The organism is Pseudomonas sp. 32_A (assembly GCF_017490905.1).
GTDB classification, from domain to species: domain Bacteria; phylum Pseudomonadota; class Gammaproteobacteria; order Pseudomonadales; family Pseudomonadaceae; genus Aquipseudomonas; species Aquipseudomonas inefficax.
The window spans coordinates 194,654-213,040 of the sequence record NZ_JAFGYI010000003.1; the positions used below are offsets into that span (position 1 = coordinate 194,654).

The window sequence follows — 18,387 nt, forward strand, 5'->3', positions numbered from 1 at the left end:
AGAGCACAACGCGCGCGACTGCCATGTCAGATACTCTTCCCATCGGCTTGACCTACCTGTCGCCTGTCGGCAACTACAGTCAGCACAACACCCAGGCACTCGGGGGCGTCAGCCACCTGTGGCAGGATTTCTTTGCCCGGGCCATGGCCGAGCAGCAGGAAGAGCCGGTAGACAGCGTCAGCCAGTCGTTCGTGCAATACGACCAGAGCAGCGGCGAGCCGATCGGCGGCGCCCGTGCGCTGGCCCTGATCGACGCCCAGCGTGCCTGCCCGGTACACGACACCGAGGTGGCACCGCCCGAGCCCCTGTTCCTGCCCAAGGCAGAACTCGAAGCCAATCTGCTGCCGCCCGCCCCCGAGCCGTTCAGCGCAATCGAGCTGATCGAGCAGCAGCGCCAACTCGATATCAGCAACAGCTGGCTTCGCCCGGTGGTGATGAGCCAGGGTCACCCCATTGCCGAACCCGGCCCCGGCCCTACCCCGCGCTCGCTGTTCCTGCCGATCGCCGAGTTCGAGACCAACCTGCTGGAGCCGGCCCCCGAGCCGTTCGACACCCCTACTTTGGCCAAGCAACAGAACGAGCTGGAGTTCGACATTCACTGGGCACGCCCGGTGGTGCTGAACAACGTGCGCGCCCACGCCTGACCGCGCCCACGCTCAGCGACAGATCTGCCAGCGGCCCATGTCCACATGAAAGTGGTTGTGATGTGCAGCGTTGTAGTCTGGCCCCAGTACCGTGCTGAAACTGTCGCAGGCCGCCTGCTGCACCTGACGAAGGAACTCCGCCTTCTGCCCACCCGCCTGCCAGTCCTGCGCAAGGACGATACGCTGGCCGTCTTGCAGGCGAAAGCCGCTGATGTCCAGGGCATCGGCCGTGGCGTGCTGGCTCAGGCGCCCCTGCTTGCGATGGTAGACATTGCGGCAGGCAAAACTGCCCAGGTGGTCGACCTGCGTCACCGGCTGCCCCAACACCCGTTGCGCCACAGGCTGCAGGCCATGGTTTTCGAACAGTGCATACGCCACTGCCAACGGACAACTGGCCAGGAAGCTGCTGCCAAGCCGAGCATGACCACCGTCGATGCGCCATACGTTGCGCAATGGGCAGTCGGCAGAAGCCGAACTGTCGGCTTGCGCCCGGTAGCGCAACTGACTGGTTTGAAGTGCCAGGCGACACAGCGCCGGGTCATCGCGAAGGCGGGACAGCTTGTAAGGGGTCAACAGATTGGGGGGCTGACGCACGTCCAGCGGCGCCCATGGGTTCCACGCGGCGGGCAGACGCCAACCCAGCTGCCAGGCCAGCCCGGCAATCAACGACAGGCCGGCCAGCAACGCCAGCACGGCCCTCATCAGCGGCGGTACAGGTCGTTGAGTTGGGCGAACGGCAGCGCCTGCTCACCGTAGCCGAAGGTGCCCTCATCGCGAATCTCCAGCGCAGCCCGGTGGAAGGCCCCCAATGCGGCACGGGCAAGCGATGAGCCGACACTGATGCGGCGCACGCCCAGGTCCTGCAACTGGTTGACGCTCAACGGCACGCCCGCCATGCCCATCAGCACATTCACCGGCCGTGGCGCGACGGCCTGCACCACCGCGCGGATTTCCTCGACAGTACGCAGCCCGGGCGCGTAGAGCACATCGGCACCGGCTTCGGCATAGGCCTGCAGGCGCCGGATGGTGTCGTCCAGGTCCATGCGCCCATGCAACAGGTTCTCTGCCCGGGCGCACAGGGTGAACGGGAACGGCAGGCTGCGCGCCGCTTGCACGGCTGCGCGCACACGCTCTACTGCCAGCCCGAAATCATAGATCGGCGTATCGCTGCGACCACTGGCATCCTCGATAGAGCCCCCCACCAAGCCGGCTTCGGCGGCCCGCAGAATGGTCTGTCCGCAATCTTCGGGCAGGTCGCCAAAGCCGTTTTCCAGGTCGGCGGCCACCGGCAACGGGGTGGCATCGACGATCTCGCCGGCATTATCAAGGGTATCCTCCAGGCTCAAGGCGCCTTCGGCGTCCGGCCGGCCCAGGCTGAAGGCCAGGCCTGCACTGGTGGTAGCCAGCGCCTCGAAGCCCAGGCTGGCCAGCAACTTGGCCGAGCCGGCATCCCACGGGTTGGGGATGACGAAGGCGCTGTCGCGCTCGTGCAGGGCCTTGAAGGCTTCGGCTCGCAGGGTTTGCACATCCATGGTTAAACCTCCGGCAGTCAGGGAAAGGTCAGAGTAGCCCCAGTTGTTCGACCTCGGGGGTGCGCGGCAATTCCGGCAACGCGGCAAGGCCCGGCAGCCGCTGCATCAGGCGTTGGTGAAAGCGCTGGGCCAACGCCGCGGCCAGACGGTTGTCCGAGGTGTGCAGGAAGATGTAGGGGTTGCGGCCTTCCTCGATCCAGGCGGCGATCTTGTCCACCCAAGGGGTAAGAAAGGCCTCGTTGGCCTCCAGCTGCGGGTGGCCGATGAAACGCACCTGCGGGTGCTGGCTGAAGGCTGCCGGGCGTGGCGGTACCTTGGGCTTCTTCGCTTGCGCATGCAGCACGGCGGCGTCACGAGAGGTACAGCTGAACAAGGCGCGCGGGTCGAGGCAGATACGTTCCACGCCGCGCTCATGCAGCAGGCGGTTGAGCAACCGCTCCTCTTCTCCCTTGGCGAAGAAGGCCTGGTTACGCACCTCCACAGCTACCGGCACTCCGACTTCGTCAAGGAAGTGGCAAAGCTCGCCCAGCCGTGCGGGGCTGAACTGGGCCGGCAACTGCAGCCAGTACGGCGCTACGCGCTGGCCCAGCGGGGCCATCAGGCGGATGAATTCAAAGGCCGGCTCCAGCTGATCGCGCAGGTCGCCTTCATGGCTGATGTCTCGCGGGAACTTGGCAGTGAAGCGAAAGTGTTCGGGCATGGTATGCGCCCAGCGCGCAATGGTACCGGGTGCGGGACGTGCATAGAAAGTGGTATTGCCCTCGACAGCGTTGAACACCTGGCTGTAGTAGCCGAGCATTTCACTGCTGTTGGCGTCGGCGGGATACAGGTAGCCGCGCCAGGCGTTTTCGCTCCATGACGGACAACCGAGAAAATAAGGCAGTGGTGATGGACTCATCCACTAAATGTACAGGTCGAGCCCCAGTACTTCCATGTCCCAGTCGGTAAAACCGGCGGTGCTCAGGTAGCTGGCTAATGCGGTAGCGGTGCGGCGGTCACGGGCGCGGGGGAAGATCATGTCCTGCTGGCGGGCTGGCAAGCCACCGCTGCGACGGCGGGCGGTGGCTTCCTGAGGGGCGCTCTCGACCTCCTCGATCACCTCGGCATCATCGATGGCCTCGTCACGCACCGCTGCCTTGCGCGGCGTGCGCTTGATCGGATAGGACTGCGATGAGAAACCGTCGATACGCATGGAATGAGCACTCAGGACCAATGATGGCAATTTAGCAGCATCAGGAGTCCATCGCTAATGCTCGAGTGATAACTGGACCACAGATCGCGCAAAAGGTTTTAGTGTCATCGGCGATAACCGACAAGCAGCACTCAGCGCTTCTTGGGTGTGGCTACATTATCGCGCAGGTACACCGGTTGCGCCTGTTCGGCAACGATTGCCTCGCCGCGTGCCCAGGCAAAGCTGGCCAGGGCGAGAATGTCCAGAGCGTTGGGCAAGGCACTGGCATTACTGGCGGCCACCTGCACCGCCAAGCGCTCGGCATAGCCCCAACCGGTACCGGCACCGAACCACTCGCCAGTGCTACCCGCCGGCAGCGCCACCTGCTCGGGCGGCAGCACTGCCTCCTGGCCGACCAGGCGCATTTCACCTTCGGTGGCCTGGTAGCAGCCCCAATAGACTTCATCCATGCGCGCATCAATGGCAGCCGCCACTTGCTGCACACCCTGTTCGCGCAGCGCGCCCTGTGCCAGTGCGGCCAGGTTGGACACCGGCAAAACCGGGCGCTCCAGGGCGAAGGCCAGGCCCTGGACCACACCGATGGCAATGCGCACGCCGGTGAACGCGCCCGGGCCACGGCCAAAGGCGATGGCATCCAGCGCATTCAGCGCCACGCCGGACTCGGCCAGCAGCTGCTTGATCATCGGCAGCAGCTTCTGGGCATGCATGCGCGGGATCACCTCGTAATGGCTGGTTACCTTGCCGTCATGCAGCAGTGCGACGGAACAGGCTTCGGTGGCGGTATCCAGGGCCAGGAGGGTGGTCATCTAACGGGTATCCAGGTACTAGGGGGAAAAGAGCGACAGTATAGAGCAGCTGCGGCGTTGTGTCCCTAAGGGGCAGCTGTACGGCCCCTTGACGCGGTCTCTGTGGGAGCGGCCTTGTGTCGCGATGGGGCGCGCAGCGGCCCCACATTTTCAGCTTCGCCGCGAAGATTGCCGGGGCTGCTCCGCAGCCCTTTCGCGACGCAAGGCCGCTCCCACAGGGACCGCGCCCCACAAACGACAACGGCCCGCAAGCGGGCCGTTGTCGAGGTGCGTCAGGCGCTGGATCAGCTCAGGGCTGCCAGGACCTTGGCGGTGATGGCTTCGACCGAGCCGACGCCTTCGATGTGGCTGTACTTCGGCTTGCCGCCATTGGCAGCCGACAGCTTCTGGTAGAAGTCCACCAGCGGCTTGGTCTGGCTGTGGTAGACCGACAGGCGATGGCGAACGGTTTCTTCCTTGTCGTCATCACGCTGGATCAGGTCTTCACCTGTCTCGTCGTCCTTGCCTTCCACTTTCGGCGGGTTGTACTGAACGTGGTAGGTGCGGCCCGAGGCCAGGTGCACGCGGCGGCCAGCCATGCGACCGACGATTTCCTCGTCGTCCACGGCGATTTCCACGACGGCGTCGATGTCGACACCGGCCGCGACCATGGCTTCGGCTTGCGGGATGGTGCGTGGGAAGCCGTCGAACAGGCAGCCCTTGGCGCAATCAGGCTGGGCGATGCGCTCCTTGACCAGGCTGATGATCAACTCGTCGGAGACCAGCTGGCCGGCATCCATGACTTTTTTCAGTTCCAGGCCCAGCGGGGTACCGGCCTTGACGGCGGCACGCAGCATGTCACCGGTGGAAATCTGGGGGATACCGAACTTTTCGGTGATGAACTTTGCCTGAGTACCTTTACCGGCCCCGGGAGCTCCCAGCAGAATTACGCGCATCTCGTGCTCCTCAAATTTTTTTATGAAATTCAATGGATTCGGCAACCAGGGCCAAGTCCGGAAAAATCGGGTATGACCATAAATCGGTCAGAAGGCTGCTCAAGATACACAGCGCCCGGCAGCCAGACAAGCGTCCCAAAGTTGCAGGAATGCGCCACCTAAGGCTGGCCTGGCAGGTGGTTGCGCCAGGCGCAACCACCCTCTTCGTCCACCTGCATGCCCGGCACAGCACTCGCCCGGGACGCTTCGGGCCTACCCTCACCCAGTGTTGCGCAGGCCGGCGGCAATACCCGCCACAGTGACCAGCAAGGCCTGCTCCAACGGGCTGTCCAGAGCGGCTTCGCGGCTGCGCGAACGGGCCAGCAACTCGGCCTGCAGGCGGTGCAACGGGTCCAGGTAGGTGTTGCGCAGGCTGATGAATTCCAGCGTCTCGGGGCTGTGCGCCAGTAGCACCGGCTGCCCGGTAAGGCCCAGCACCACCTGGCACGACTGCGACAATAGGTCGCGCAGGTGCGCCCCCAAAGGCAGCAGGTGCGGTTGCACCAGACGTTCGTCGTAGGCCTCGGCGATCTGCGCATCGGCCTTGGCCAGTACCATCTCGAGCATGTCGATGCGGGTGCGGAAGAACGGCCATTGCTCGCGCATCTGCGCCAGCAGTTCACCCTGGCCACGGGCCAGGGCATTGTTCAATGCCGTTTCCCAGCCAAGCCAGGCTGGCAGCATCAGGCGGGTCTGGGTCCAGCCGAAGATCCACGGGATGGCCCGCAGGCTTTCGATGCCACCGGCGCGGCGCTTGGCCGGGCGGCTGCCCAGCGGCAGGCGCCCCAGTTCCTGCTCCGGGGTCGACTGGCGGAAGTACTCGACAAAATCGGGGTTCTCCCGCACCACGCCGCGGTAGGCCTTGACGCCATCGGCGGCAAGCTGGTCCATCACCTCGCGCCAGGCCGGCTGCGGTGGTGGCGGTGGCAACAAGGTGGCTTCGAGCACGGCGGCCAGGTACAGGTTGAGGTTCTGCTCAGCGATGCCCGGCAAACCGAACTTGAAGCGAATCATCTCGCCCTGCTCGGTGGTGCGGAAACGCCCCGCAACCGAACCCGGCGGCTGCGACAGGATCGCTGCGTGGGCCGGGCCACCGCCACGGCCTACCGTGCCGCCACGGCCGTGGAACAGCAGCAACTCGACCTGGTGCTCGGAGCAGATACGCACCAGGTTTTCCTGGGCCCGGTACTGCGCCCAGGCCGCAGCCGTGGTACCGGCATCCTTGGCCGAATCGGAGTAGCCGATCATCACTTCCTGCGGGCCGCGCAGGTTGGCGCGGTAGCCTGGCAGGCCGAGCAGGCGTTGCATTACCGGGCCGGCATTGTCGAGGTCGGCCAGGGTCTCGAACAGCGGCACCACGCGCATGGGCCGAGTCAGGCCGGCCTCCTTCAGCAGCAGCTGCACCGCCAGCACATCCGAGGCAGCACCGGCCATGGAGATGACGTAAGAGCCCAGCGATGCGGCTGGTGCGGCGGCAATTTCCCGGCAGGTGGCCAGCACCTCGGCGGTATCAGCCTGCGGCTTGAAGTGCGCGGGCAGCAGTGGCCGGCGGTTTTTCAGCTCGGCCTGGAGGAACTCGATGCGCTGCTCTTCATCCCAGTCGGCATAACGCCCCAGGCCCAGGTAGTCGGTAATCTCGCTCAATGCATCACAGTGGCGGGCGGCGTCCTGGCGTACGTCCAGGCGGCCGAGGAACAGGCCGAAGGTCACGGCGCGGCGCAGGCAGTCAAGCAACGGGCCTTCGGCGATCACACCCATGCCGCAGGCGTGCAGGGACTGGTAGCACAGCTCCAGCGGCGCGATCAGGTCGCGGTTGTCCACCAGCACCTCGGCGCTGGCCGGCTGGCTGCTGGTCAATGCCGAATGCGCCCAGGCGCGCGTTGCGCGCAGGCGATCGCGCAGTTGCTTGAGCAGGGAACGGTAGGGTTCGGCACTGTCGCCGACCCGCTCGCGCAGGGCTTCGTCGGCCTGCTGCATGGACAACTCGGAAGCCAGCGCATCGATGTCGCGCAGGAACAGGTCGGCAGCCATCCAACGTGCCAGCAGCAGCACTTCGCGGGTGACCGCTGCGGTCACGTTGGGGTTGCCATCACGATCACCGCCCATCCACGAGGCGAAGCGGATCGGCGCCGCCTCCAATGGCAGGCGCAGGCCGGTAGCCTCCAGCAGGGCCTTGTCGACCTTGCGCAAGTGGTTGGGGATGGCGTGCCACAGCGAATGCTCGATCACCGCGAAGCCCCACTTGGCTTCGTCCACCGGCGTGGGTCGGGTGCGGCGGATTTCTTCGGTGTGCCAGGCCTCGGCGATCAGCCGGCGCAGGCGCTCGCGCACCTGCTCGCGTTCGGCCACGGTCAGGTCGCGGTGGTCCTGGGCTGCCAGTTGGCCGGCGATGGCGTCGTACTTCTGGATCAGGGTGCGGCGGGCCACCTCGGTGGGGTGCGCAGTGAGCACCAGCTGGATGTCGAGCTTGGCCAATTGCCGGGCCAGGGCATCATTACTGTGCCCGGCCTGTTTCAGGCGCGCCAGCAGCTCGGGCAGCACCCGGGCCTCGAACGGCTCGGGCTGGTCGGCGTCGCGGCGGCGGATCAACTGGTACTGCTCGGCCATGTTGGCCAGGTTGAGGAACTGGTTGAAGGCCCTGGCCACGGGCAGCAAGTCTTCATCGGCCAGGTCCGCCAGGGTCGAGCTCAGTTGCTCGCCGGCACCGCGGCGGTCGGCCTTGGCACTGTGGCGGATGTCCTCGATCTTCTGCAGGAACGCCTCGCCATGCTGCTGGCGAATGGTATCGCCGAGCAGCTCACCCAACACATGGACATCTTCACGCAAACGCACATCGATATCGGTCATTGGCCCTCTCTCCGGCGCGGCTCTGGCGCATTGCATCCCTTTACAGCCTTTACGCGATCCCCTGTGAGAGCGGGTTCACCCGCGAAGCATCCAGCGCGGCGCCTGGCACCGGCTGCGCCAGTGTTCGCGGGTGAACCCGCTCCCACAGGGGAGTGCGGTATTCGCTCCAAGAGTGCCCACAGCCAGGCGCCGATGGCAAGCCGTGATCGGCCAAAGCAAACTAAAGTGAAAGCACGACACTCCCATGCAATGCAGCCCTTCAAGGCGTCAACAGAGGTCATCATGAAAATCCGTGAACTCGCCCAGCACTGGGAACAGAATGCCGCCGGTACCCTCAGCCCCACGGGCCATGTCCTGCACCTGGACCTTGAGTCCGAAGCGCGCCTGGCCGCGCTGATCGACATGTACCCCAAGCGCACCGCCGAGGAACTGCTCGGTGAACTGGTCGCGGCAGCCCTCGAGGAACTGGAAGCCAGCTTCCCCTATGTGCAGGGCCGCCAGGTCATCGCCACCGACGAGGAAGGCGACCCGCTGTACGAGGACATCGGCCCTACCCCGCGCTTTTTGTCACTGTCGCGACAGCATCTGCAAACTCTGAGCAACCCTGCAGCCGACAGCGAGAAGTAACCCGCCACCCCAGCGTTCCGGGCCTGATAAGGCCCGGAATACCGCTGCATCCCACAAAAGTTCCAGGCCAATCGCACTGACCGATCAGTCAGAAATAGTTGTCCGCTCGGGATGATTTTTTCTGAACTATCCGAAAAACGCGTCAGTCACAGCCAATAGCCATCACGCTAAAACCCTGCACACCTGCCGTTGTGCACCGTTGAGCTGAAGCGCGCGCACGTGTCAGGGAACGAGCGATGGACTGCTACGGACAATGTCGTAAACAGGAGTGAACCAATGGAACTGACCACCAAGAACACCCGCATCTACAAACCCTCATCCACTCATGTGCGCGGGTTCAAGCTGGCAGCACTGGCCCTGGGCAGCAGTTTGGTCCTGGCCGGCTGTGCCGGCAACCCGCCCACCGAGCAGTATGCAGTGACCCAGTCCGCCGTGAACTCCGCCGTCAGCGCTGGCGGCACCGAGTTCGCCGCCGTGGAAATGAAAGCGGCCCAGGACAAGTTCAAGCAGGCCGAGATCGCCATGCATGACAAGAAGTATGACGAAGCCAAGCGCCTGGCCGAGCAGGCCGAATGGGACGCCCGCCTCGCCGAACGCAAGGCCCAGGCGGCCAAGGCCCAGAAGGCCGTGCAGGATGCCCGCGAGGGCGTTCAGGACGTACGTGAGGAAGGCCTGCGCAGCGCTCAGTGAGCCCTGCCCCGCCCACCTCGGCCTTCGCAAACGATCAAAGGATGAACACTATGCGCAACTACGTCATGATTCCCGCCCTGCTGGCCCTGAGCGTCGGCCTTGCTGCCTGCTCGCACGACCCTAATGCCAACCTCGAATCGGCCCGCACCAATTTCTCCTCGCTGCAGAGCGACCCGCAATCGAGCAAGGTTGCGGCGCTGGAGACCAAGGACGCCCAGGACTGGCTGAACAAGGCCGACAAGGCCTACATGGACCGTGAAGACGAGCAGAAGGTCGACCAGCTGGCCTACCTGACCAACCAGCGCGTCGAGGTGGCCAAGCAGACCATCGCCCTGCGCACCGCCGAAGGTGAACTGAAAAACGCGTCGGCCCAGCGCGCCCAGGCCAAGCTGGACGCCCGCGACGCACAGATCGCCAAGCTGCAGGACAGCCTCAACGCCAAGCAGACCGACCGCGGCACGCTGGTCACCTTTGGTGATGTGCTGTTCGACTTCAACAAGGCCGAACTCAAGAGCAACGCCTACCCGAACGTCACCAAGCTGGCGCAGTTCCTCCAGGAAAACCCGGAGCGCAAGGTGATCGTCGAGGGTTATACCGACAGCGTAGGCTCGGCCAACTACAACCAGACCCTCTCCGAACGTCGCGCCAACAGCGTGCGCATGGCACTGGTACGTGCCGGCGTCGACCCGGCACGCATCGTCGCCCAGGGCTATGGCAAGGAGTACCCGGTAGCGGACAACTCGAGCAATTCGGGGCGTGCGCAGAACCGTCGGGTGGAGGTGACCATCTCCAACGACAACCAGCCGGTAGCGCCGCGCTCGGTGAGCCAGGTACAGCAGTAAGACTGGCTAGCTGAACTGACAAGCCCCGCGATCGAAGCGGGGCTTTCTTTTGCCTGTACTGGCCCTTTCGCGGCTGAAGCCGCTCCCACAGGGACCGCGTACAGCCCCGACCCTGTGGGAGCGGCTTCAGCCGCGAAAGGGCCAGCACAGGCAACAAAGATCGAGGCTCACTGCACCTGCTGCGGGGTTTCCTCACCCATGCAACGCACCGCGCGCTTGCGGTTGTCCACCAGCACCCCTGTCAGGCCTTTCTGCTGAGTATCGAACAGCACCAGCACACCATCCACGCACTGGGCCACTTGGGGTGCCGGGTCCAGCGAGACCTTGTAGTCCTCGCCGGGGAGGGTCTTGAGCATGGTGAAGTCCTGCAGCAACAGGGCATCTTCGGGCTTGGCGAAATGTAGGTAACCGTAGTACCACAAGGCCCCAACCGTCACGATGATGCTACCGACACCAGTCAGGATCAGCGGGATGGCGTTGCGTTCTTCACTCATTGCTTGTTCTTCTCGTCAGGGTAATTGGGCACTTCGGCCAGCCGCCGCAGGCCGTTGAAATGGCTGGGGTCGTCGAGGAAGCGCAGCATCACCTGGCGCCAGGTCGGGTCGGCGAAGGTCTGCACGTGGCCGCCACGGGTAAGTTGCAGCACCCTCGGCGCTGGCGCGTGCTGGTACAGGCGGATGCCGTTGTCCATCGGCACCAGGGTGTCGTCGATGCTGTGGAAGAACAGCTTGGGCGGGCTGCTCAGTTGCTCGATCGAGCGGATCGCGCTATCGCCGTCCGGCACCAGCCACGACAGCGGCACCTGCAGCGGCCAAGTCATCCACGAGGTGCTGAGGGCAAAGCGCCCGACCGCACGGTAACTGGCCGGCACCCCATCGAACACCAGGGCACTGAAACGCTGGCGCTGCTCCGGGTGGGCCGCCAGGTAGTGAATGGCCATGGCCCCGCCAAGGCTCTGCCCCAGCAGTACCAGCGGCTTGCCCTTGACCTCCGGCGCCTGGTCCAGCCAGGCCATGGCCGCGGCGATGTCCTGGTACACCTCCGGCAGGCTCGGCTCGCCCTGCGACAGGCCATAGCCGCGGTAATCGATCATCAACACCTGGTAGCCCTGCTCCGGCAGCCAGTAGCTGCCGCCCAGGTGCCCGGGCAGGTTGCCGCCATTGCCGTGCAGGTGCAGCACCGTACCCTTGACCTCGACCCCGGCCTTGGCCGGCAACCACCAGCCATGCAGGCGGATGCCATCAGCAGTGGTCAGGGTGACATCGCGGTACTCGAGCCTGGCCCGCTCGGGCGTGAACGCCTGGCCACGCTCGGGGTAGAAGAGCAGGCTGCTGCAACCGCCCAGGCCCAGCAGGATCAAACCCAGGGCCAGCAGGCGGCAGCACTCAGAGAATGTTCGCGTAATCGGCTTCAATGCGATCCAGGCTCAGGTGGTTGAGGAAGTTGGAGAAGCACATCCAGGCCGACAGCGCGTTGAGGTCGCGGAACTGCTCGGGCAGGTACTTGGGCGGCTCGACCAGGCCTTCCTCGACCAACTGTCGCAGGGTACGCATGTCTTCCAGAGTGGTCTTGCCACAGAACAGCAACGGGATCTGTTCGAGCTTGCCCTTCTTCACGGCCAACTGAATGTAGTTGTAAACCATGATGAAGCCTTTGAGGTAGGACAAGTCCTTGGTAAATGGCAGCCCATTGGGCACCGACCCGCGGAACACGCGGCTGGCGTTGCTGTAGCTCTGCGCCATCTCGAACCCCTGTTCGCGGAAGAAGTTGTAGACCTGCATGAAATCGGCTCCCTCCTCGACCATGTGGATGGCGCGGGTGCGGTTGGTGAGCTTGCGCAGGCGGCTGGGGTAGGAGGCGAAGGCGATCACCTCCATGAGGATGGCCAGGCCTTCCTGGGTCACCGTCGACGAGGGCGGGCCCTTGGCCAGGAAGGTACAGATCGGCTGGTTCAGGCCGTTGAGCGTGGTGCCGACATGCACCAGCCCTTCGTGCACCTCCAGCGCGCGCACGTCACGGGAGTTGAACATGGCGTCGGCACGCACCTTGATGTAGTCGGCCCCGGCCGCGGCATCGGCGACGATGCCGTCGGATTCGAATACACGGATGGTTTCCTCGGCCTCGCCGAACACCTTGTTCAGCCGGTGCTGGAGGATTTCCACGGCCTCCTTGGCGGTAAGGTTCTTCGGCTCGTCCTTGAGGTCGCCACGGCCATCGATGTTGTTCAGGTAGTCCGACAGCATCAGGCCGAGGTCGGCCAGGGTCGGGTCACCAGCGTGGAAGGCATCGGAAGCAGCGCCGTACAGCTCCTGGGAGATCAGGCCGAAATCCTCGGTGCCACGCGCTTCGAGCATGCGCACCACCATGCGGTATTCGCGGCACATGCGCTTCATGATCTGCCCGACCGGGTTGAACTGGCCGAGCTGGCGAATGATGTCGCGTTCGATGCCCTGGAACTCGGCCTTGACCGCGCTGGAATCGAACGCCAGCGGGCGCGACTGGTAGTAGGCACGGTCGACGGCCGGCGGCTCCTTGCCCTTGGCCTTGAGGAAGCCCTGGCGGATGTTGTCGTCCCACTTCACCGCGTCCAGAACCCGGATCGGGGTCTGTGCCGCAACGATGCGGTCGGACAGGGCGCGGATGGTTTGCTGGTATTCGTCCACCGGGGACTCCTTTCTAGTACAGGAAACCTGTACCGGCCTCTTCGCGGCTAAAGCCGCTCCCACAGGTACTGCATCAGGCTCAAAACCGGTGCGGTCCCTGTGGGAGCGGCTTCAGCCGCGAAGAAGCCAGCACGGTCATTTGCCGGAGCGCTGGAACCGCGCCACTTCAACGAACAGGTCGGAGTTGGCCGGGTCGTCCAGGTAGGCCAGCACCCGCGCCGAAGGGCTGTCGATCAATACGCCGTCGCCGTTGTCCTCCGGCACCTCGGTGCTGCGCCCTGTCAGTTCCTTCTTGTCCACTGCCTGCTGCACCTGTTCGACATCCAGGTTGTAGACCACCAGCTCCTTGCCATCGACGATATCGAAACCGCCGATCAGGAAGTTGCCACCCAGGCGCTTCGGCACCCCAGCCGACAGGTACCAGCGGTTGCCGTGGCGCGACACAGTGAACACGTATTCCTCCGGGGCCTTGCCCTTGGCCGTAGCCACCGCCTTGTAGGCATCACCGCCGCTACGGCTGATCACCAGCTTCAGCGGTTCGCCCCAGGCGTCCTTGCTGCTCCACTTGCCGAGCAGGGCCTTGGGCGCCGCCTGGTTGCTCGGCAAGGGCTCGTGGAAGGTCACCAGACAACCGCCCAGCAGCAGGAATGACAGAGTCAACAACACCACACGCCAGGCTTTCATCAGGTTCTCCTTGAAAAGTCGGTCTCGGCTCAGGCCGATGCCAGCACCAGCTGCAGGTATCGGCTAAGCATAGCGAGCATCTGCCCATCGGCTTGCGCGTTCGCATCCTTGAGCAGGCCCTGATATTCCATCTGCTCGATAATCGCCGTCAACATCTGGGCGTCCTGTTCCGGTTGCTGCGAGCCCACCACCTGCAGCAATTGGCGGGTGCCATGCAGCAGGATCTGCTCATGAGCGCACACCAGTTGAGCCAGACGCGGGCATAGCAGCGCCTCCTGGCGGAAGGCCTGCTCGGCCATCAGGAAGTCGCGGCGGTTCAGCAGTTGCCGCTGCACGTAGTCGGCAGTCATGCGTGCGACTTCGTCAGCCAACCGTGCCCGTGCCTGCGGGCTGCCGTCACCCTGCGCCAGCAACTGGCGCAACACCACCTCGGTATTGGCCCACAGCTTGGCCATGTAGGCGGCGCTGCGTTCGACGTACTGGGCGAAGGTATCGGTGAGCAGGTCCTCGATGTCCTTGAAGTAATAGGTGGTGGCCGACAGTGGCACACCGGCCTCGGCAGCGACGGCGCGGTGGCGCACGCCGCGTACGCCATCGCGCACGACAATGCGCATGGCGGCGTCGAGGATCAGTTGGCGACGCTGTTCGCTGCCCTGGCGGGCAGTCTTGCGGCCTTGGTATTGCACGCTTTCGGCGACGGCGGTGGCGATGCCGGCGGCGCCCTGGTGAGGCATTGCAGGTGTCACGGGGGGTACCTCATGGACAGTGTTTCGTCAGTACCGGCCTCTTCGCGGCTAAAGCCGCTCCCACGGGGACCGCACCAGCCTGAGGGTAGTGGGGCCCCTGTGGGAGCGGCTTTAGCCGCGAAGAGGCCGGTACTGACAACATAAAGCTTCAGGCAAGAAAAAGCCGCCTCGAAAGGCGGCTCGTTCAATTCACTCAGGCCTGCGGACGCATGTGCGGGAACAGGATCACGTCGCGGATCGACGGCGAGTTGGTCAGCAGCATCACCAGGCGGTCGATGCCGATGCCTTCACCAGCAGTCGGCGGCATGCCGTACTCCAGGGCGCGAACGAAGTCGGCGTCATAATGCATGGCTTCGTCGTCACCGGCGTCCTTCTCGGCCACCTGGGCCAGGAAGCGCTCGGCCTGGTCTTCGGCATCGTTGAGCTCGGAGTAGGCGTTGGCAATCTCGCGGCCACCGATGAACAGCTCGAAACGGTCGGTAACAGCCGGGTTGTCGTCGTTGCGACGGGCCAGCGGCGACACTTCGAACGGGTACTCGGTGATGAAGTGCGGCTGCTCCAGCTTGTGCTCGACCAGCTCTTCGAAAATCATCACCTGCAGCTTGCCCAGGCCTTCGTGGCCCAGCACCTTGGCGCCGGCCTTTTTGGCGATCTCGCGGGCGCGGTCGACGTCCTGCAGGTCGGCGGCGGTCAGCTCGGGGTTGTACTTGAGGATCGAGTCGAATACCGACAGGCGGGCGAACGGCTCGCCAAAGTGGAACACCTTGTCGCCGTACGGCACGTCGGTAGTGCCCAGCACCAACTGCGCCAGCTCGCGGAACAGTTCCTCGGTGAGGTCCATGTTGTCGCGGTAGTCAGCGTAGGCCTGGTAAAACTCGAGCATGGTGAATTCAGGGTTGTGACGAGTCGAAACGCCTTCGTTACGGAAGTTGCGGTTGATCTCGAACACCTTCTCGAAGCCACCAACCACCAGGCGCTTGAGGTACAGCTCCGGCGCAATACGCAGGAACATGGCCATGTCCAGGGCGTTGTGGTGGGTTTCGAACGGCTTGGCCGCGGCACCACCCGGGATGGTTTGCAGCATCGGCGTCTCGACTTCGAGGAAGTCGCGCTCGATGAGGAACTTGCGGATGTGCGAAATCACCTGCGAACGCACACGGAAGGTGTGGCGGGTTTCTTCATTGACCATCAGGTCGACGTAACGCTGGCGGTAGCGCTGCTCGGTGTCGGTCAGGCCGTGGTGCTTGTCGGGTAGCGGGCGCAGCGACTTGGTCAGCAGGCGCACGTTGGTCATTTCGACGTACAGGTCGCCCTTGCCGGAACGGGCCAGGGTACCTTCGGCGCTGATGATGTCGCCCAGGTCCCAGGTCTTGACCGCAGCCAGGGTTTCTTCGGGCAGGGTCTTGCGGTTGACGTAGACCTGAATACGGCCGGTCATGTCCTGAATGACCATGAACGAGCCGCGGTTGAGCATGATGCGGCCGGCAACCTTGACCGGAATCGCTGCAGCTTCCAGTTCTTCCTTGGTCTTGTCCGCATACTGCTTCTGCAGGTCGTTGCAGTAGCTGTCGCGACGGAAGTCATTGGGGAAGGCATTGCCCTTGGCGCGCTCGGCGGCAAGCTTTTCCTTGCGCAGGGCGATCAGGGCGTTTTCTTCCTGTTGCAGGTCTTGCGCTTCGGTCTTGAGGTCGCTCATTTCGTCATTCTTTCCATCAGGTGTTCGGTGCCCCTTTCGGGCAGGGCACGCGGTACCGGCCCAGGCCTGGTACCGCGGCGTTTGTGTGCGTTTTACAGCCCCTGCTTGAGGCTCGCTTCCAGGTACTGGTCGAGGTCGCCGTCCAGGACCTTCTGGCAGTCGCTGCGCTCGACACCGGTACGCAGGTCCTTGATACGCGAGTCATCCAGCACGTAGGAGCGGATCTGGTGGCCCCAGCCGATGTCCGACTTGCTGTCCTCCAGCGCCTGCGAGGCGGCGTTGCGCTTCTGCATTTCCAGCTCGTACAACTTGGCCCGCAGCATTTTCATGGCGGTGTCCTTGTTGGCGTGCTGAGAGCGTTCGTTCTGGCAGGCCACCACGGTGTTGGTCGGTACGTGGGTAATACGCACCGCCGAGTCGGTGGTGTTCACGTGCTGACCACCGGCACCGGAGGAACGGTAGGTGTCGATACGCAGGTCGGCCGGGTTGATCTCGATCTCGACCTTGTCGTCGATCTCAGGCGACACGAACACCGCGGAGAACGAGGTGTGGCGACGGGCACCGGAGTCGAACGGGCTCTTGCGCACCAGGCGGTGCACGCCGATTTCGGTGCGCAGCCAGCCGAAGGCGTACTCGCCCTTGATATGCACGGTGGCGCCCTTGATACCGGCGACTTCACCTTCGGAAAGCTCGATGATGGTGGCGTCGAAACCACGCTTGTCGGCCCAGCGCAGGTACATGCGCAGCAGGATGTTGGCCCAGTCCTGCGCCTCGGTACCACCGGAGCCGGCCTGGATGTCCAGGTAGGCGTTGTTCATGTCCATCTCGCCGCTGAACATGCGACGGAACTCGAGCTGGGCCAGTTTTTCTTCCAGGCCTTCCAGCTCGGTCACGACGTCGCCGACGGCACCTTCGTCATTTTCCTCGACGGCCATGTCGAGCAGGTCCTGGCAGTCCGCCAGGCCGCCGGACAGCTTGTCCAGGGTCTCGACGACCTGTGCCAGCATGGCACGCTCGCGGCCCAGGGCCTGTGCGTACTCGGGCTTGTTCCAGACGTTGGGGTCTTCCAGCTCGCGGTTGACTTCGATCAGGCGGTCATGCTTGTGATCGTAGTCAAAGATACCCCCGAATGGACTGGGAACGCTCGGTAAGGTCCTTGATGGTGTTCAGGATCGGTTGGATTTCCATGGGCGGACGGCTCTCGTACGAATTCGGTGAAAAGCCTGCGAGTATAACCGAGTCCGCCGCAGGGCGGCAGACCCGCCGGGCGCCCGAATGGCCGCAATTACCCGTGTAGGAGCGGCCTTGTGTCGCGATGGGGCGCGCAGCGGCCCCGGAATTCAGCTTCGCAGCAGATACTGCAAGGGGCCGCTGCGCGCCCCATCGCGACACAAGGCCGCTCCTACAAGGGTACGGTGCAGGCCCTGTCAGGCGATGCCAACCTGGTTGCGCCCGCCATTCTTGGCTTGGTACAGGCCTTTGTCCGCCGCCGAAATCAGCTGCCGGCTATGGCTGCCGATGGCCGGAGTCTGGGTGGCCAGGCCGATGCTCACGGTCAGATTCGAGTCGGGCACCGGCGCGGTGTGCGGGATGCCCAGGCCGAGCACGGTCTGGCGCAGCTTTTCGGCCACCAGGCGTGCCCCACCCGGCGAGGTGTTGGGCAATACCAGGACGAATTCCTCGCCGCCATAGCGCGCCGGCAGGTCGGTCGGCCGCGAGCACGCGCCGCGGAGCGCCTCGGCTACCTGGCGCAAGGCCTCGTCACCGGCCAGGTGGCCAAAGCTGTCGTTGTAGGCCTTGAAGTAGTCCACGTCGATCATCAGCAGCGACAACTGCTGCTGCTCACGCATGGCCCGGCGCCACTCCAGCTCCAGGTACTCGTCGAAGTGGCGGCGGTTGGACAACCCGGTCAGGCCATCGGAATTCATCAGCCGCTGCAGCATCAGGTTGGTATCGAGCAGTTGCTGCTGGCTGACGCGCAGGGCACGGTAGGCCTCGTCGCGCTGCAGCAAGGTCAGGTAGGAACGCGAGTGATAGCGGATCCGCGCTACCAGCTCGATGGTATCCGGCAGCTTGACCAGGTAATCGTTGGCCCCGGCGGCAAAGGCTGCGCTCTTGACCAGCGGGTCTTCCTTGGTCGACAGAACGATGATCGGAATGTCCTGGGTCGCCGGGTTGTTGCGGTATTCACGCACCAAAGTCAGCCCGTCCAGGCCAGGCATGATCAGGTCCTGAAGAATCACCGTAGGCTTGATGCGCATGGCCTGGGCCACCGCCTGGTGCGGGTCGGCACAGAAGTGGAAGTCGATGTTCTCTTCGTTGGCCAGGCCACGCCGCACCGCCTCGCCGATCATGGCCTGGTCATCGACCAGCAACACCATCGCCGAGTTCTCGTTGGGGGTCGTGAAACCTTCGATCGGTAAATCATTCATACCTGTTCACCC

19 protein-coding genes are annotated in these 18,387 nt (G+C 64.2%); 4 read left to right on the plus strand and 15 right to left on the minus strand.

Annotated elements, in window-relative coordinates:
- Window positions 1–23 precede the first annotated feature (23 nt).
- The gene (locus J5M58_RS03470; RefSeq protein WP_112251004.1) at window positions 24–644 is read left to right on the plus strand and encodes an energy transducer TonB; all 621 of its coding nucleotides are present in this window, start codon (window positions 24–26) and stop codon (window positions 642–644) included.
- Between the two features lie 12 nt (window positions 645–656).
- On the opposite strand, the gene J5M58_RS03475 is transcribed toward J5M58_RS03470, so the two are convergent.
- The 7 genes from J5M58_RS03475 to ppc all read right to left on the minus strand — a co-directional run bounded on the left by J5M58_RS03475 (window position 657) and on the right by ppc (window position 7,995).
- Complete coding sequence (locus J5M58_RS03475) at window positions 657–1,346, minus strand: extensin family protein (RefSeq protein WP_207877148.1); 690 nt, start codon at window positions 1,344–1,346, stop codon at window positions 657–659.
- The gene (locus J5M58_RS03480) at window positions 1,346–2,176 is read right to left on the minus strand and encodes an oxaloacetate decarboxylase (RefSeq protein WP_112251000.1); all 831 of its coding nucleotides are present in this window, start codon (window positions 2,174–2,176) and stop codon (window positions 1,346–1,348) included. The genes J5M58_RS03475 and J5M58_RS03480 overlap by 1 nt, the downstream gene beginning before the upstream one ends.
- 28 nt (window positions 2,177–2,204) lie before the next feature.
- Window positions 2,205–3,074 carry a DUF72 domain-containing protein gene (locus tag J5M58_RS03485; RefSeq protein WP_207877150.1) on the minus strand — a complete coding sequence of 290 codons (870 nt, stop codon included), beginning with the start codon at window positions 3,072–3,074 and terminating at the stop codon, window positions 2,205–2,207.
- A 3-nt stretch (window positions 3,075–3,077) separates the two neighbouring features.
- Window positions 3,078–3,368: a hypothetical protein gene (locus J5M58_RS03490; RefSeq protein WP_112250996.1), complete on the minus strand. Its 291-nt coding sequence runs from the start codon at window positions 3,366–3,368 to the stop codon at window positions 3,078–3,080.
- A 131-nt stretch (window positions 3,369–3,499) separates the two neighbouring features.
- Entirely contained in the window at window positions 3,500–4,174 is a 675-nt protein-coding gene (gene tsaB / locus J5M58_RS03495; RefSeq protein WP_112250994.1) for a tRNA (adenosine(37)-N6)-threonylcarbamoyltransferase complex dimerization subunit type 1 TsaB, read from the minus strand.
- A gap of 284 nt (window positions 4,175–4,458) precedes the next feature.
- Window positions 4,459–5,109, minus strand: coding sequence for an adenylate kinase (adk, locus tag J5M58_RS03500; RefSeq protein ID WP_112250993.1), 651 nt, complete (start codon window positions 5,107–5,109; stop codon window positions 4,459–4,461).
- A gap of 258 nt (window positions 5,110–5,367) precedes the next feature.
- Entirely contained in the window at window positions 5,368–7,995 is a 2,628-nt protein-coding gene (gene ppc / locus J5M58_RS03505; protein WP_207877152.1) for a phosphoenolpyruvate carboxylase, read from the minus strand.
- A 282-nt stretch (window positions 7,996–8,277) separates the two neighbouring features.
- On the opposite strand from ppc, the gene J5M58_RS03510 reads away from it, so the two are divergent.
- The 3 genes from J5M58_RS03510 (at window position 8,278) to J5M58_RS03520 (ending at window position 10,154) form a co-directional block, all read left to right on the plus strand.
- A complete protein-coding gene (locus J5M58_RS03510) occupies window positions 8,278–8,622 on the plus strand; it encodes a pilin assembly protein (RefSeq protein WP_207877154.1) in 345 nt (114 codons plus the stop codon).
- 276 nt (window positions 8,623–8,898) lie between these two features.
- Complete coding sequence (locus J5M58_RS03515) at window positions 8,899–9,312, plus strand: DUF4398 domain-containing protein (RefSeq protein ID WP_207877156.1); 414 nt, start codon at window positions 8,899–8,901, stop codon at window positions 9,310–9,312.
- A gap of 50 nt (window positions 9,313–9,362) precedes the next feature.
- On the plus strand, window positions 9,363–10,154 hold the full coding sequence (locus tag J5M58_RS03520) for an OmpA family protein (RefSeq protein ID WP_207877158.1): 792 nt from the start codon (window positions 9,363–9,365) through the stop codon (window positions 10,152–10,154).
- A 167-nt stretch (window positions 10,155–10,321) separates the two neighbouring features.
- On the opposite strand, the gene J5M58_RS03525 is transcribed toward J5M58_RS03520, so the two are convergent.
- The 8 genes from J5M58_RS03525 to wspR form a co-directional block, all read right to left on the minus strand.
- Window positions 10,322–10,648 (minus strand): hypothetical protein, encoded by a 327-nt coding sequence (locus J5M58_RS03525; protein ID WP_133970509.1) that lies wholly within the window; start codon window positions 10,646–10,648, stop codon window positions 10,322–10,324.
- Window positions 10,645–11,568 (minus strand): alpha/beta hydrolase, encoded by a 924-nt coding sequence (locus J5M58_RS03530; protein ID WP_112250982.1) that lies wholly within the window; start codon window positions 11,566–11,568, stop codon window positions 10,645–10,647. The genes J5M58_RS03525 and J5M58_RS03530 overlap by 4 nt, the downstream gene beginning before the upstream one ends.
- Complete coding sequence (locus J5M58_RS03535; protein WP_085601946.1) at window positions 11,540–12,817, minus strand: flavohemoglobin expression-modulating QEGLA motif protein; 1,278 nt, start codon at window positions 12,815–12,817, stop codon at window positions 11,540–11,542. Before J5M58_RS03535 ends, J5M58_RS03530 begins: the two co-directional genes overlap by 29 nt.
- Window positions 12,818–12,952: 135 nt before the next feature.
- Complete coding sequence (locus tag J5M58_RS03540) at window positions 12,953–13,501, minus strand: hypothetical protein (RefSeq protein WP_003258915.1); 549 nt, start codon at window positions 13,499–13,501, stop codon at window positions 12,953–12,955.
- Window positions 13,502–13,530: 29 nt separating this feature from the next.
- Complete coding sequence (locus J5M58_RS03545; protein WP_015269162.1) at window positions 13,531–14,235, minus strand: TetR/AcrR family transcriptional regulator; 705 nt, start codon at window positions 14,233–14,235, stop codon at window positions 13,531–13,533.
- Between the two features lie 205 nt (window positions 14,236–14,440).
- Window positions 14,441–15,943 carry a lysine--tRNA ligase gene (gene lysS / locus J5M58_RS03550; RefSeq protein WP_114170942.1) on the minus strand — a complete coding sequence of 501 codons (1,503 nt, stop codon included), beginning with the start codon at window positions 15,941–15,943 and terminating at the stop codon, window positions 14,441–14,443.
- A gap of 92 nt (window positions 15,944–16,035) precedes the next feature.
- Window positions 16,036–17,131, minus strand: a protein-coding gene (gene prfB / locus J5M58_RS03555) for a peptide chain release factor 2 (protein ID WP_108480361.1) whose coding sequence is annotated in 2 segments (ribosomal slippage) — window positions 16,036–17,058 and window positions 17,060–17,131 — 1,095 coding nt in all. Because the reading frame shifts where the segments join, the coding sequence is not laid out codon by codon here.
- Between the two features lie 239 nt (window positions 17,132–17,370).
- Entirely contained in the window at window positions 17,371–18,375 is a 1,005-nt protein-coding gene (wspR, locus tag J5M58_RS03560; protein WP_112250976.1) for a Wsp signal transduction system regulator diguanylate cyclase WspR, read from the minus strand.
- Window positions 18,376–18,387: the final 12 nt, after the last annotated feature.

What these genes read in the sequence shown, in the direction of transcription:
- J5M58_RS03470 (WP_112251004.1), top strand. Translation starts at nt 24, where the DNA reads ATGTCAGATACTCTTCCCATCGGCTTGACCTACCTGTCGCCTGTCGGC.
- J5M58_RS03475 (WP_207877148.1), bottom strand. Translation starts at nt 1,346, where the DNA reads ATGAGGGCCGTGCTGGCGTTGCTGGCCGGCCTGTCGTTGATTGCCGGG.
- J5M58_RS03480 (WP_112251000.1), bottom strand. Translation starts at nt 2,176, where the DNA reads ATGGATGTGCAAACCCTGCGAGCCGAAGCCTTCAAGGCCCTGCACGAG.
- J5M58_RS03485 (WP_207877150.1), bottom strand. Translation starts at nt 3,074, where the DNA reads ATGAGTCCATCACCACTGCCTTATTTTCTCGGTTGTCCGTCATGGAGC.
- J5M58_RS03490 (WP_112250996.1), bottom strand. Translation starts at nt 3,368, where the DNA reads ATGCGTATCGACGGTTTCTCATCGCAGTCCTATCCGATCAAGCGCACG.
- tsaB (WP_112250994.1), bottom strand. Translation starts at nt 4,174, where the DNA reads ATGACCACCCTCCTGGCCCTGGATACCGCCACCGAAGCCTGTTCCGTC.
- adk (WP_112250993.1), bottom strand. Translation starts at nt 5,109, where the DNA reads ATGCGCGTAATTCTGCTGGGAGCTCCCGGGGCCGGTAAAGGTACTCAG.
- ppc (WP_207877152.1), bottom strand. Translation starts at nt 7,995, where the DNA reads ATGACCGATATCGATGTGCGTTTGCGTGAAGATGTCCATGTGTTGGGT.
- J5M58_RS03510 (WP_207877154.1), top strand. Translation starts at nt 8,278, where the DNA reads ATGAAAATCCGTGAACTCGCCCAGCACTGGGAACAGAATGCCGCCGGT.
- J5M58_RS03515 (WP_207877156.1), top strand. Translation starts at nt 8,899, where the DNA reads ATGGAACTGACCACCAAGAACACCCGCATCTACAAACCCTCATCCACT.
- J5M58_RS03520 (WP_207877158.1), top strand. Translation starts at nt 9,363, where the DNA reads ATGCGCAACTACGTCATGATTCCCGCCCTGCTGGCCCTGAGCGTCGGC.
- J5M58_RS03525 (WP_133970509.1), bottom strand. Translation starts at nt 10,648, where the DNA reads ATGAGTGAAGAACGCAACGCCATCCCGCTGATCCTGACTGGTGTCGGT.
- J5M58_RS03540 (WP_003258915.1), bottom strand. Translation starts at nt 13,501, where the DNA reads ATGAAAGCCTGGCGTGTGGTGTTGTTGACTCTGTCATTCCTGCTGCTG.
- J5M58_RS03545 (WP_015269162.1), bottom strand. Translation starts at nt 14,235, where the DNA reads ATGCCTCACCAGGGCGCCGCCGGCATCGCCACCGCCGTCGCCGAAAGC.
- lysS (WP_114170942.1), bottom strand. Translation starts at nt 15,943, where the DNA reads ATGAGCGACCTCAAGACCGAAGCGCAAGACCTGCAACAGGAAGAAAAC.
- wspR (WP_112250976.1), bottom strand. Translation starts at nt 18,375, where the DNA reads ATGAATGATTTACCGATCGAAGGTTTCACGACCCCCAACGAGAACTCG.